Source organism: Streptomyces sp. 4F14, assembly GCF_048159485.1.
In the GTDB taxonomy this organism is placed as follows: Bacteria; Actinomycetota; Actinomycetes; order Streptomycetales; family Streptomycetaceae; genus Streptomyces.
The window spans coordinates 239,012-252,343 of the sequence record NZ_JBLRVY010000014.1 but is presented as its reverse complement, the minus strand read 5'-3'; the positions used below and the strand labels follow the sequence as shown (position 1 = coordinate 252,343).

The 13,332-nt window shown below is 71.1% G+C and carries 10 protein-coding genes and 1 riboswitch; of the genes, 1 reads left to right on the top strand and 9 read right to left on the bottom strand.

The window, feature by feature from the left end; all coding sequences use genetic code 11:
- Window positions 1–80: 80 nt before the first annotated feature.
- The 5 genes from ACLZOT_RS25125 to ACLZOT_RS25105 all read right to left on the bottom strand — a co-directional run bounded on the left by ACLZOT_RS25125 (window position 81) and on the right by ACLZOT_RS25105 (window position 8,188).
- Window positions 81–794: a DUF6250 domain-containing protein gene (locus ACLZOT_RS25125; protein WP_416971313.1), complete on the bottom strand. Its 714-nt coding sequence runs from the start codon at window positions 792–794 to the stop codon at window positions 81–83.
- Window positions 778–1,818 carry a GDSL-type esterase/lipase family protein gene (locus ACLZOT_RS25120; protein WP_416971312.1) on the bottom strand — a complete coding sequence of 347 codons (1,041 nt, stop codon included), beginning with the start codon at window positions 1,816–1,818 and terminating at the stop codon, window positions 778–780. The genes ACLZOT_RS25125 and ACLZOT_RS25120 overlap by 17 nt, the downstream gene beginning before the upstream one ends.
- A complete protein-coding gene (locus ACLZOT_RS25115; protein ID WP_416971311.1) occupies window positions 1,815–4,541 on the bottom strand; it encodes a Tat pathway signal sequence domain protein in 2,727 nt (908 codons plus the stop codon). The genes ACLZOT_RS25120 and ACLZOT_RS25115 overlap by 4 nt, the downstream gene beginning before the upstream one ends.
- Window positions 4,542–4,652: 111 nt before the next feature.
- Complete coding sequence (locus ACLZOT_RS25110; protein WP_416971310.1) at window positions 4,653–5,666, bottom strand: M23 family metallopeptidase; 1,014 nt, start codon at window positions 5,664–5,666, stop codon at window positions 4,653–4,655.
- Window positions 5,667–5,668: 2 nt separating this feature from the next.
- A riboswitch (cyclic di-AMP (ydaO/yuaA leader) is annotated at window positions 5,669–5,866 on the bottom strand.
- 240 nt (window positions 5,867–6,106) lie between these two features.
- Window positions 6,107–8,188 (bottom strand): alpha-galactosidase, encoded by a 2,082-nt coding sequence (locus ACLZOT_RS25105; protein ID WP_416971309.1) that lies wholly within the window; start codon window positions 8,186–8,188, stop codon window positions 6,107–6,109.
- 203 nt (window positions 8,189–8,391) lie between these two features.
- On the opposite strand from ACLZOT_RS25105, the gene ACLZOT_RS25100 reads away from it, so the two are divergent.
- Complete coding sequence (locus ACLZOT_RS25100) at window positions 8,392–9,192, top strand: tyrosine-protein phosphatase (protein ID WP_416971308.1); 801 nt, start codon at window positions 8,392–8,394, stop codon at window positions 9,190–9,192.
- A 22-nt stretch (window positions 9,193–9,214) separates the two neighbouring features.
- Here ACLZOT_RS25100 and ACLZOT_RS25095 read toward each other — a convergent pair whose 3' ends face one another.
- The 4 genes from ACLZOT_RS25095 to dxs form a co-directional block, all read right to left on the bottom strand.
- Window positions 9,215–9,340 (bottom strand): DUF6126 family protein, encoded by a 126-nt coding sequence (locus tag ACLZOT_RS25095; protein ID WP_416971307.1) that lies wholly within the window; start codon window positions 9,338–9,340, stop codon window positions 9,215–9,217.
- Entirely contained in the window at window positions 9,337–9,948 is a 612-nt protein-coding gene (locus tag ACLZOT_RS25090) for a helix-turn-helix domain-containing protein (protein ID WP_416971306.1), read from the bottom strand. Before ACLZOT_RS25090 ends, ACLZOT_RS25095 begins: the two co-directional genes overlap by 4 nt.
- Window positions 9,949–10,011: 63 nt before the next feature.
- Window positions 10,012–11,397 carry an aspartate aminotransferase family protein gene (locus ACLZOT_RS25085; RefSeq protein WP_416971305.1) on the bottom strand — a complete coding sequence of 462 codons (1,386 nt, stop codon included), beginning with the start codon at window positions 11,395–11,397 and terminating at the stop codon, window positions 10,012–10,014.
- Window positions 11,394–13,331 carry a 1-deoxy-D-xylulose-5-phosphate synthase gene (gene dxs, locus ACLZOT_RS25080; protein ID WP_416971304.1) on the bottom strand — a complete coding sequence of 646 codons (1,938 nt, stop codon included), beginning with the start codon at window positions 13,329–13,331 and terminating at the stop codon, window positions 11,394–11,396. The genes ACLZOT_RS25085 and dxs overlap by 4 nt, the downstream gene beginning before the upstream one ends.
- Window position 13,332: the final 1 nt, after the last annotated feature.

Here is a 13,332-nt window from a genome sequence, read left to right as displayed (position 1 = left end):
CGCGACCGTAATAAAGGGTTGACGGACGGTGAGATAAGCCACCCTTAAAGACTTGACCAATCCGGGAATAACCCCGCGCCTCAACGGCGTCCGTGATGTAGCGACCACACCCGGAATCCCTCGATCCGGAAATGGCTCCAGGTGGTCCGGAACGCGAAGTGCCCCCCGGTGTACGGCTCGGGGTCGGCGTAGTCGAAGACGAGCCGCCCGTTGTCCCACCACTGCACGGTGGACCCGTCGGAGACGATCCGCACCCGGTTCGGCTCGTTCGCGACGAGCAGCGGCTCGGTGTAGTCGTAGATCAACGGCCGCACCCCCGCCTCACCGACGTACCGCCGCAGCCGGGTCGTCGTGTTGTAGTTCGCCCCGTACCCGGAGTAGTACGTCTTGAGGTAGTCGTACTCGGCGAGCGCTCCCCCGCGTACGGTCGCGAAAATATCGTCCGGCGAGCGCACGTCGACGGCGTTCCAGAAGTTGTTGAGGTCGGAGACCCGGTCGTTGACCCCGCCCGCCGAGACGGGGGTGGCGGTGTACTCGATGACGTACGGCCCCTTCAGGGCCTGCCGGAACCAGAGGGTCGCCCCGGCGGGCACGTCCACTTCGAGGACACCCCGCGAGGCGGTGACCGTCCCGCCCTTCTCCAGTTCCACGGCCCACTTCCCGAGCCCGTGGCAGAAGTCGTCGTGGGCGAGGAGCCGTCGGCGGGGGGAGGCTGCGGCCTGCGTCGCAGGCGCGACGGCGGCGAGGGCGGCCCCCGCCGCGAGGGCGCCGAACGCTCTACGCGTGGTCGTCATGTCGGTGTGCTCCTTCGGTCAACAAAGTGATCAACCGGTCCGCCACCTTACGGTGGCCCTGGACGCTCGGGTGGACCGCGTCGTTGAGATCTTCTGTGGAGATCCAGCCGGTGGTGTCCACGAACTCGGTACGCGGGTCGGCGAGTTGGGCGACGGCGGCCGAAACGTCCGCCCCGTGCGTCCCGTTGAAGGGCCGCAGCGCCAGGATCCGCGCGTGCGGGGCGGCTTGACGCAGCCGTGCGAGGTACGCGCGGTAGGCGGCCGTGAACTCCTCGGCCCCGTACGCCGCGTCGTTCGACCCTTGGTTGACGACGATCACGTCGGCCTTGCGGTCCGAACTCGCCGCCGATCCCGCGTAGTTCCAGCCGTACGCGTCCCGCGCGTCCGGCACTCCCCCGTTCCCGGCGAGGATCACACCCTGCCGCCCGAAGCCGACCTGGGTGAGAGAGGCGTGCAGGGCGTCCGCGACGAGGGTCGGGTAGGCGGCGGTCCCGTCGGCGCAGTCGGAGGTGCTGTTGTCGCCGCACAGAGCGTTGACGCCCTGCGTGATGGAGTCGCCGTAGAACACGAACTGCCGCTCGTGCTGCACATGTTGGGAGATGATCCGGCCCTTGAGCCCGGTGAGCGTCACCCCCGTCTGGAGGGGCGGCACCCAGCGGTTCACCCGCGAGAACACGTCCTTCACGGACAGCTCGACGCTGTGCGGCCCGCGTCCCTGTGCGGTGATCTCGATGTCGGCGCGGTCGACGGCGTACCGCTGCTTCGGGCCGCCGTCGACGGAGACGTACACCTGTGCCGGGACGGTGACGGAGGCGACGTCGAAGAGGGCGTGGACGGTGTTGCCGGTGAAGCGGAAACGCAGCCGGGAACCGGAGTTGACGGAGACGGCGGCCTCGGGGCCGCGGCTCCAGTGGCCCTCGTAGGCGAGGCGCCGGTCGTCGGGGCGGACGGTGTCCGCCGTGGCGTGCGCCGGCTGCGGGACGAGGAAGGCGAGGCCGAGCGCCGGTATCAGGAGGCGTCTCACGAGGGGATCTCATCTCCGATCAGGGCCAGGTTCTGGATCGCCGCGAGCGCCCACTGCGCCGAGGAGTTGGTGGAGACCCAGGGGATCTCCCGTGTGGTGCGCAGGACTTGGGGCGTGGGGACGGTGACGCGGGTCCAGTCGTTGGACGGGAAGTAGGTGTCGGCGCCCGTGAAGAACTCCTTCCACGCGCGGCTCGCGAGGGCGGGGTCGTCCTGGTGGTGGGCGGCGTACGCGGTGATGCGGGAGTGGGCGGCAGGCAGGGCCGACTTCCAGGTGGAGCCGGTGAGTTGACGCTTCTGGGCATCGGTGCCGTTGTAGTTGCGGGCGTAGTTCAGCCAGGCCGTGCGGAACTCCGGCTCCTGCTCGCCGAGGAGCGAGACGATCTCGCTGTTGGTCTCCACGAGCCCGAACACGGCGCTGAGGTGCGAGACGTTCACCGCCGTGCTCGTCGTGGGCGCGAACCGGCCGGTGTCGGCGTCGAGGAGACCGGCTCCGGTGAAGAACCCGTTGGGCTGGGCGGCGATGGTCCGCAGGGAGTTGACCAGTTTCGTGCGCGCCTTCTCCGCCCCCGGCCCGCGTCGCTCCCACTCGGTGAGCCAGGCCGCCGAGATGCCGCCCCAGTCGGTGCCGAAGCCGACGGAGAGGGCGTGCCGGTCGCCGGGGGTGTAGCCGTCGGTGCGGACCTTGCGCTGGGGGTCGACGGCGAGGAACGTCAGCTCCACGTCGGCGAGTTCGCGCAGCAGGTCGCCGGTGCGCTCGTCGCCGGTGAGGTAGTAGAAGAAGCGCCGGTTGGCGGCCGTGGAGATACGGACCTGCTTGGCGCTGTCCGCGTAGTGCTGGACGCCGTGCCGGGTGCCGAGCCCCGCCCACTTGCCGAGGTGGTAGACGTCGACCTCGCCGGTGTGCCGCGTCATCGCCTCCGCGAACCGGAACACCTCGGCGGAGCCGGTGCGCAGGAAGTGGTACCAGAGCCAGAGGTCGGTGCCCAACTCCGAGTTGTCCCAGGCGAATCCACCGACGTCGTAGCGCCAGACATGCCGGTCGTCGTCGTAGGTGTGCTGGACGTCGCCGTAGTCGAGGAACCCGTACCAGCGCCGCTCCTCGCGCTGGTCGCGGTAGTAGGCGAACAGGTCGTCGAGGTGGTCCTCGATGACCGTACGGGCCTTGGTCGACCGGTCGACGGGCGCCCAGTCGCCGAACACCCCGGCGGCGTGCAGGCGTTGAGGGGTGGCGGCGAGCTGGGGCGGGGTGGCGACGGCCTTGGCGAAGGCGGCGAGCCGAGGGGCGTCCGGTGTCTTCTCCACGGCCCAGAAGGTGAGTTCACTGGTCCGGGCGATGCCGTAGGGCGTGCCGAAGCCGGGTTCGTAGTCCTCGTAGGTGATCTCCAGGCCACCGTCCGACTGTTTGTCGTAGGTGTCCTGGCCCAACCCGTCGTGGTAGAAGCGCAGATCGAGGGGCTGGGCCTCCGGGGAGTAGAGCCAGAGGGTGACCTCGGCGGCGCTGGTCGCGGCGCCGCGTACGTCGAGCTGGGTGGGGTGGCGCTGCCAGAAGTCCCGTACGCCGAAGGCGAGTCCGCCGCCCGCGCCGCCGACGTACCCGAAGCCGGCGGCCCGTTGACCGGCGGCGGCCGGGATCCAGCCGTGGCCGGGCTTGGTGCGCTTGCGGATCTGGTAGCCGTCGGCGGTGGGTTGGGACAGCGTGTAGTCGCCCCACTGGGGGATGTAGGCGAGGCGGCTCGCGACGCGTGTGTCCCAGGTCGCGGGGTCGGGGAGCTTCTCCCCGGCGATCTGCGCGGCCCGGACCGCCGCGCCCGGGTCGCGGCGCAGGCCGGTGATCCCCTGGACGGCCTCGGCGAAGAGGCCGCCGCCGGAGTCGGCGAAGCGGATGTGCCGGTCGTACGCCTGGTCGCGCAGCGGGACCGTGAAGCGGACGCCGAGCCCGCGCAGGAAGTCGCCCTGGTCGCGGCCGGGTTCCTGCTCACCGTCCCAGACGAAGGTGTGCACGAGCCGGAAGGACTCAGCGCCCGCCGAGAACGCGAACCGCAGCACGAACGGCAGCCACCCGCGCTTGTCGTGCCGGTGCCGCCCCTCGACCCGTACGACGGCCCGCACGGGCCCGTCCTGCTCGACCTCCACCTTCTCCACCCGCCCGGCGAACGCCTCCACATCGGCCCCGTCGCGCACACTCCCCTGCCGCAGCGCGACGAGCCGCCCGTCCCGCGCGACCTCGACCCCGCCGCGCCTCAGGCTCCGTACGACGGTGTCGGCGCCCTTCTCCGCGAAGCGGGCCGTCAGGACGCCGGTCGAGACCTCGACGCCGCCCTTCGCGCGCCGGACCGTCACCCGGTGTTCCGGGGCGGCCGGGGTGCCGGTGCCGAGGAGGTAGCGGTCGGCTCTGGGGGCGTCGGGGGCGATGGCGTGGGCCGTCCACTTGACCGAGCCGTCGGGCCAGTAGGCGGTGGGCCAGGACTGGACGGGGACGTCGGTGCCGTCGGCGGTGGTGAGCCTGAGCGGCTGTCCGGTTCTGTGCGTTCCGCGCGCCCAGGGGACGCCCCAGGTGGTGCCGGGGTGGGCGTCGGGGGTGCCCTCCAGCCAGTGCAGCTCGGTGGCGGTGTCCGTGCCGGTGGCGGCTGCCGCCGGGCGGGACAGGGGCCAGGTGAACGAGGTGGCGGCGGCCGCGACGGCGGCGCTCTTGATGACGGTACGTCGGTTGACGCCGGACACGGGACCTCCGGGAAAGCGCTTTCAGGGGATGGAGATCACTCTGTCCCCGCGCTTTCCCGGCTGTCGACGTATGCCACATGACCGCAACAGAACGATCATGATCGCGCAAGATCAGACGGAGACCCCGTGCGAGCGCAGGTACGCGAGCGGGTCGACGTCCGAGCCGTAGTCGGGCGTGGTCCGTATCTCGAAGTGCAGGTGCGGCCCGGTCACGTTGCCCGTGGAGCCGGAGTAGCCGATCTGCTGGCCCGCGCTGACGCTCTGGCCGGCCGAGACGTTGAGCGCCGAGAGGTGCGCGTACTGCGCGTAGTAGCCGTCCGCGAGCTTGATGACGACCTGGTTGCCGTACGCCCCGCCCCAGCCCGCCGAGACGACCGTGCCGGCGCCGACGGCCCGCAGGGTCGTACCGCTCGGGACGACGAAGTCGACGCCCGTGTGGTAGCCGCTGGACCACATGCTGCCGGAGACGCGGTAGCCCGTGCCGACGATCGCACCCCGGACGGGCGCGGTGAAGCCGGAGGAGGACGAGGCGCTCTCTGTGGTGGCCTTCGAGGAGGACGACGAGCCGGAGGACTTCTTCGACGAGGACGAAGAAGACGACGAGGCCGAGGACGAGGAGTCCGAAGAGCCCGAGGAGCCCTGGGACTTCTGCGACGACCGCTGCGAGGACTGCGTGTCCGTGTTCGCCCGGCTCTCCGCCCGCGCCGCCTTCGCGCCGAGCGAGAGCCGCAGGCCGGGGTGGATCAGCGAGGGGTCGGAGCCGACGGCGTCCCGGTTGTCCTCGTAGATGCGCTGCCAGCCGCCGGTGACGTTCTGCTCCTCGGCGATCTTCGAGAGGTAGTCGCCGGAGCGGACGGTGTAGGTGGTCGTCTTGCGGGTGGTGGCCGGCGTCGTGGCCGAGGCGGTGCGCGCGACCGGCACGGCCTGGACGGTCGTCCCCGGGACCGGCGCCGTGGCGGCGGCGGTGGAGGTACCCGCCGAGGACACTGAGGACGCGGTCTCCGCGTGTGCCCCGGTGGCCCCGATGAGCGGAAGTGCGAGCGCCGCGCCACCCGTTCCGGCCACGGCGAGCGACCGGGAGAAACGAGGCGGCTTCGGGCGGCGGTGCTTACCCCTGGCGGGCATGGAAATCCTCTCCTGCGCCTGCGAGGTGAGCTGTCGGGTGCGGACAGGAGATGTCCGGCCGTGCACTGGGCACGGCTTTACCCCAAGCCTGCTCCGGAAGACCGGACCAGACGGAACTGCCTGTGGGTCCCCCGCTCCTGCCGTTTTCCTGGTGGGTGTCTTCGGCTCCGGGCTGCGGCAGGATTCGGCGTCCGCCCGGATTGGTGATGAACGTAGGCGACGCGGACGCACGGGGACAAGCAGAAGTTGTATATGAATCTTTTTCCTGTCGATTCACGGCGTGTTTCGACCGTCCCGGCACACCGCGCGAAAACCCGCCCGAACCCCTGAATCCCCTTGAAAATCCGGGCTATTACGTGCACATGACGCGTGACGCAGGGCCAGAAATATGACCCTGCTCACGCGCCCGATTCACAGGTTTCCCAATTCGGACAGAAACCTCAGATACGGCGCAGCCGGAATACCGCCGCATCCAGGTCACCACTGAGCCCGGTCCGCAGCCCGTGGTGCAGCAATACCGCACCTCGATGGATTTCACCGGTTTCGAGGCATTCGTACGACGCCGTCGCGTCGAGCCCGCGCAGCCGCACCGCCGGGACGGTCTCCCCGTAGTGCTGGGCCTGCAGCCAGGCGAGCACGACCGCCTCGTCCCCGCGCACGTACTGCACGGCGCTGAGGCCGCCCTCGGGGGCGCGCAGCCGGTACAGGTCGCCCTGCTGGACGACGGGGCGGATCTCCTTGTAGAGCTCCACCCACTCGCGCGCCTCAGCGAGTTCGGCGTCGGTCCACTCCGAGAGGTCCCCGCCGACCCCGAGGACCCCGGCGAAGGAGCTGACGAACCGGAACTTCAGCGAGCTGACCCGGTGGTTGAGCTGGGTGTTGGGGCTGTCGGTGACCCAGGCGGCCATCACGCGCGCGGGGTGGATCTGGCTGAAGCCGTGCTGGATGGCGAGCCGGTCCAGCGGGTCGGTGTTGTCGGAGGTCCACACCTGGTCGGTGCGGCTGAGGATGCCGAGGTCGATCCGGCCGCCGCCGCCCGAGCAGGACTCGAAGGCGACGCCGGGGTGCTTGGCGCGCAGCCGGTCCAGGAGCCCGTACAGCGCGCGCACGTGGTCGACCCACAGGCGCTGCGGGTAGGGGTCGCCGGGCCAGCCGGCGTCGGTGAAGCAGCGGTTGAAGTCCCACTTCACGTAGTCGACGGGGGCGCTGGACAGGAGCGTGTCGAGCCGCTCCCACAGGTACTCCTGGACGTCCTCGCGCGCGAGGTTCAGCATCAGCTGGTTGCGGAACTCCGTGCGCGTGCGGCCCTCCTGGAACTGCACCCAGTCGGGGTGCGCGCGGTAGAGGTCGCTGTCCGGGTTGACCATCTCGGGCTCGACCCAGATGCCGAACTGCATGCCGAGGCCGTGCACTTGGTCGGCGAGCGGTTTGAGGCCCTGCGGGAAGCGGTCCGGGTTGGGCGTCCAGTCGCCGAGGCCCGCGCGGTCGCTGACGCGCTCGCCGAACCAGCCGTCGTCGACGACGAACAGCTCGACACCGATGTCGGCCGCCTTGCGCGCGAGGACGAGCTGCTGCTCCTCGGAGATGTCGAAGGTGGTCGCCTCCCAGGAGTTGAACAGCACCGGGCGGTCCTGGCCGGCGTCCGGGATCACGTGCTCGCGCTGGTAGGCGTGCCAGGCGCGGCTGGCGCCGCCGAAGCCTCCGTCGGACCACAGGGCCGCGAAGACGGGCGTGGTGAAGGAGTCTCCGTCGGCGAGGAGGAGCAGGCCCGAGTCGTCGTGCCCGGCGCCGCCGGTGATCTGCACGCGCGCGTCGGGGAGCTGCGCGACGGCGATCCGCCAGGAGCCGGACCAGCCGAGGGCGGCGGTGAAGACCTCGCCGCGCTCCTCGGTGGCGTCGGTGTCGAGGGCGACCCAGGGCAGGTGCGGGTGCCCGGTGTGGCCCCGGCGGCTGCCGATGACCTTCTCGCCGTAGGTGAGCCGCGTCCGCGTGAGGCGGGACTCGGCGGCCCAGCGGCCGTGGAGCTGGGAGAGGCGCCAGTCCTCGCGGTGCGGGAGGGTCCAGGTCGCGGAGTCGGCGCGCAGCAGCTCCAGAGGTTCGTCTCCGTCGTTGCCGAGGACGGCCCAGCGCTCGACGACGTCCCCGCGCATCCGGTAGTGCAGGGCGACGGTCAGTCCGCCGTCCCGGAACGCGAGCCGCAGTGCGGCGCCGTCCGCCTCGTACGCCTCGTACGCCTCGAAGGCCCACTCGGTGCCCCGGCGCGCGGGGGTGCGTACGGAGAGCGCGGGGCGGGTGAAGCGGGGGCCGCCCTCGACGGGGTACTCCTCGCGGCCGTCGAGGGCGGACTCGAAGGACGATCCGTGCGGCAGCGGCACGGCGGCCAGCGCCTCGGCGTCGGCGAGGGTGATCGCCGGTCCCCAGTGGAGGTGCAGCAGCTCGCCGCCCTCCGTGAGGTGGAGGGCGTAACTGCTCGTCGGGCCCGACAGGAGCCACGTACGCCCGTTCTCAGCGGTTTCCAGCATCAGACCCTCACACGATCGAAAATCATTTAAAACACATACGAACACGTACGACCAGACAGCAACATCATCGGGGGTCCTGGGGGCCACCTGCAACGCCTGTGGACAACTCATGGGCCGTCACCCCCATGTCGTATCGTCGACAGCGTGTCCCACCGGCCATTTCTGAGCCGCGCCGGGTAGGGGCCGACTGGGAGGGAGACCCCGTGACGCAGCAGATCCCCTCGACCGAACCCGAGCTGGCAGGCGTCCGCAATTTCCGTGATGTGGGCGGCCTGCCGACGACCGACGGGCGCCGGGTGCGCCATGGCGTGCTGTACCGCAGCGGCCACCTGGCGCACGCGACCGAGGAGGACGCCGCTTTCCTGGCCTCGCTGGGGCTGCACACGGTCTTCGACTTCCGCAACGCGGCGGACCACAAGCTGGAGGGCCCGGACATCGAACTGCCGGGCACGCGGAACGTGAACCTGCCGCTGTCGGACCCGGCGGACGGCGCGGAGTTCTGGACGATGGTCCGCGACGGCCGCATCGAGGAGTTGCGGGAGATCCTCGGCGGGGACAGGGCGGCCGGGCGGATGATCGCCTCGTACCGGACGATCGTCAAGGTGCGGACGCCCGAGCACTCCCAGGTGCTGGCCGCCCTCGCCGACGACAGCGCGCCCGCGCTGATGCACTGCGCGGCCGGCAAGGACCGCGCCGGCCTGTCCATAGCCGTGACGCTCCTCGCGCTGGACGTCGAGCGGGACGCGATCGTCGCGGACTACCTGGAGTCCAACGCGACCCACCGCCGCTACCAGCTGCGCCGGACGGACGGCTCCACGCCCCCCGCGCGCGACCCCGAGATCACCGCCCTGCTCAGCCCCCTGTTCGAGGCCCGCGCGGAGTACCTCCAGGCGGGGTTCGACGCGATGGAGGAGCAGTGGGGGTCGATGGAGGCGTATCTGGAGCAGGGCCTCGGGGTGACGCCGCAGCTGCGGGCCCGCCTGAAGGATCGCTTCCTGGAGTGAGCGCGCCCCAACCCGGCGCCGGCTACTGCCGGGACCCCGCCTCGAACAGGAACCAGATGAACAGCGCCAGGACGTGCCCGCCGACGACGTAGACCAGCAGCCTGATCCACAGGGCGCGCGGGAGGCCTTCCTCACGGTTGTCGCTCATGGCGTGTCTCCAGGGTTGGGGCCCAGGCACAGGGTGGCCGTGGGGCTCTGCAGCAGGGTGTGGACGAACAGGAGGTCGACGCCGGAGACGTCGCGCGCGGCGATGCGGTGCGGGGTCAGCGAGTCGAAGTGCGCGCTGTCCCCGGGGTCGAGGAGGTGCGTGGAGTCGCCGAGGGTCAGCCGCAGCCGCCCCTTGAGGACGTACAGCCACTCCTCGCCGGGGTGCACGCGCACGATGTCGCCCTGCGCCCCGTGCGGCACCCGCACCCGCAGGGCCTGCATCCCGCGCCCGGCGGCCCCGGCCTGGACGTAGGTCCAGCCGCCCGCCTCCGTCGGCTCCATGTCCCCGGCGCGCACGACCGCGTCCCGTACGGCGGACGTCTCGCCGAGGAGCTCGGAGACCGTCGTACCGTAGACCCGGGCGAGCGCGAGCAGCATCGGCAGCGAGGGCTGGCGCTGGCCCGTCTCCAGCCGGGAGAGGTAGGCGGGCGAGAGTCCGGCGGACCGGGCGGCGGCCTCCAGCGTGAGGGAGGCGCGGCGCCTGAGCGCACGCAGGTGCGGGGCCATCGCCGGGAGGGCCGTGGTCGGCTCGGCATCCGGAGTGCTCATGCCTCCATTCAGCCGCGAGCTTGCCTGTGGGGCAAATTTCTTGCCCCACAGGCAAAAACCGCGTTACCGGTTCGCCACCGCCTGCTTGATCAGCGTCTTCCCGAAGTCCCACATCAGCCCGCCGCCCTGGTGCGCGTCGTCCATGACCTCGGTGAACGCGTCCACGAACCGCTCCACGTCCGCCTCGTCGACGACGAGCGGCGGGATCAGCTTGATGACCTCCAGGTGGTCCCCGGAGACCTGCGTGAGGATCCGGTGGCGCTGGAGCAGCGGCACGACGACCATCTGCGCGAACAGCCCCTTGCGGGCGGCCTGGAGCATCGCCCAGCGGCTGCGCAGCTTCAGCGAGGACGGCTTCCCGAACTCGATGCCGATCATCAGCCCGCGCCCGCGTACGTCGGCGAGCAGCTCGTACTTGTCGACCAGCGCGGCGAGCCGGGACTTCAACAGCTCCCCCACCCGGCGGACGTGCGCGACGGTCTGCTCGTTCTCCATCACGTCGAGGACGGCGAGCCCGACGGCCATGGCCTGCGCATTGGACCCGAAGCTCGCGGAGTGCACGAGGACGCGGTCCATCGACGAGTAGACCTTCTTGAAGATCCAGTCCTTGCCGAGCGTCGCCCCCACCGGCACGTACCCGCCGGACAGTGCCTTGGCGACGCACACGAGGTCCGGCTCGACCCCGTCCTCGTGCTGGTAGGCGTAGAAGTCCCCGGTCCGCCCGAGCCCGGTCTGCACCTCGTCGGCGATGAGCAGCGCCTTGTGCCGACGCAACAGCTCCTGCGCGCCCCGCAGATACCCGGGCGGCGCCTCGTGCACGCCCTTGCCCTGGATCGGCTCGACGATCAGCGCGGCGACGTCGCCCTTCCGCAACTCCCGGGCCAGCGCGTCGAGATCGCCGAGCGGTACGGCCGTGTCGGGCAGCAGCGGCGCGAACCCGTCCCGGAAGCCGTCCTCGCCGTTGACCGACAGCGCGCCGGTGGTGAGGCCGTGGAAGGCGTGCTCGCAGTACAGGACACGCGGCTTGCCGGTCGCGTACCGCGCGAACTTCAGCGCCGTCTCGACCGCTTCGGTGCCGCTGTTGCCGAAGAACACGCGGTCCAGGTGCGGGCTGTGCGCGAGGAGCCTCTCCGCGAGGAGTCCGGGCAGTGGCTGGCAGTCGAAGCGGGTGAGGTCGGCGAGGCCGAGGTCGATCACGTCGTGCAACGCCTTGCGGACGACGGGGTGGTGGCGCCCGAGGGCCATGACTCCGAACCCGGCGAGCATGTCGAGGTGGTCGTTGCCGTCGGCGTCCCAGAAGTGGGCGCCCTCGGCACGCTCGTAGACCTTGTCGAAGCCGATGGTGTGCAGCATGCGCGGCAGCTGGGGGTTGAGGTACCTGCCGTGCAGCTCGTAGCGCTCGGCGCCGCGCGCGGCGAGGAGGGCGCCGAGGTCGAACTCCGTGCTCATTCGGTCTCCTTGACTGGGCCGCCGGGTCGCCCGCCGGCGTCGTTGACAGCGTCGCCCCTCCCGGCGAGGTCCCCCCTCACCGCGAGGCTCCCCCCGATCCGCCCCGCGATCTCCACCGGAGTCAGCCCGATGTCCGCCAGCACCTCGCCCCGCTTGGCATGCGCGAGGAACTGCTCCGGGATCCCGAACCGCCGTACGGGCACGTCCACTTCGGCGTCCCCGAGGGCCAGCGCGACCGCCGAACCCACCCCGCCCGAACGGGAGTTGTCCTCGACCACGGCGACGAGCCGATGCCGCGCGGCGAGACCGGGCAGTTCGGGGTCGACGGGCTTGACCCACCGGGGATCCACGACCGTGCACTCGATCCCCCGCGAGGCCAGCAGCTCGGCGGCCTGGAGGCACACCGGCGCCATCACCCCGACGGCGACGAGGAGTACGTCGGTCCCCTCCCGCAACACGTCCATCTCCCCGACCCGTTCGAGCGCCGGGATCGAGGGCCCCACCGACTCCTTGGGGAACCGGATCAGCGTGGGCGCGTCGTCGACGGCGACCGACTCCCGCAGCTGCACCCGGAGTTGGTCGGCGTCACGCGGCGCGGCGATCCTGAGCCCCGGCACCACCTGGAGGATCGACATGTCCCACATCCCGTTGTGGGACGCCCCGTCGACCCCGGTGACCCCGGCCCGGTCGAGGACGAAGGTCACCCCGCAGCGGTGCAGGGCGACGTCCATGAGGAGCTGGTCGAAGGCCCGGTTGAGGAAGGTCGCGTACACGGCGACGACGGGGTGCAGTCCCCCGGTCGCGAGCCCCGCCGCGCTCACCGCCGCGTGCTGTTCGGCGATCCCCACGTCCCAGACGCGGTCGGGGAAGCGCTCCGCGAACCTGCCGAGCCCCACGGGGTGCAGCATGGCCGCCGTGATGGCCACGACGTCGTCGCGCTCCTCCCCGATCCTGACCATCTCCTCGCCGAACACCGACGTCCAGGAGGGCCCGCCCGAGGGCGCGAGGGGTGCGCAGGTCGTCGGGTCCATGACGCCGACGGTGTGGAAGTGGTCCTCCTCGTGCGCGAGGGCGGGCTCGTAGCCGCGGCCCTTCTCGGTGAGGCAGTGCACCAGCACGGGCCCGTGGAAGCGTTTCGCGCGGCGCAGCGCGGACTCGACGGCCTTGATGTCGTGCCCGTCGATGGGGCCGACGTACTTGAGGCCGAGGTCCTCGAAGAGGCCCTGCGGCGCGAACGCGTCCTTGAAGCCCTTCTTCGCGCCGTGCAGCGCCTCGTACACGGTCCGGCCGACGACCGGGGTGTGCTGGAGGACGTCCTTGCCCCAGGCGAGGACACGCTCGTAGGAGTCGGTGGTGCGCAGGGTCGCGAGGTGGTTGGCGAGGCCGCCGATGGTGGGCGCGTAGGAGCGCTCGTTGTCGTTGACGACGATGATCAGCGGCCGGTTCTTGGCGGCGGCGATGTTGTTGAGCGCCTCCCAGGCCATCCCGCCGGTCAGCGCGCCGTCCCCGATCACGGCGACGACGTGGCCCTTCTCGCCCTGCACGTCCCGCGCCTTGGCGAGCCCGTCGGCCCAGCCGAGCGCGGTGGAGGCGTGGCTGTTCTCGATGACGTCGTGCTCGGACTCCTCGCGGGAGGGATAGCCGGACAGCCCGCCTTTGCCACGCAGCTTCGAGAAGTCCTGACGCCCCGTCAGAAGCTTGTGTACGTACGCCTGGTGGCCGGTGTCCCACAGGATGCGGTCGACGGGCGAGGCGAACACCCGGTGCAGGGCGATCGTCAGCTCGACCACGCCCAGGTTGGGGCCGAGATGGCCGCCGGTCCGGGCGACCGCCTCGATCAGGAACTCCCTGATCTCCTCGGCCAGCACCCGCAGTTGCGGCTCGGTCAGCGCCTTCAGGTCGCGCGGTTGTCGGACACTCTCCAGAATCGTCACG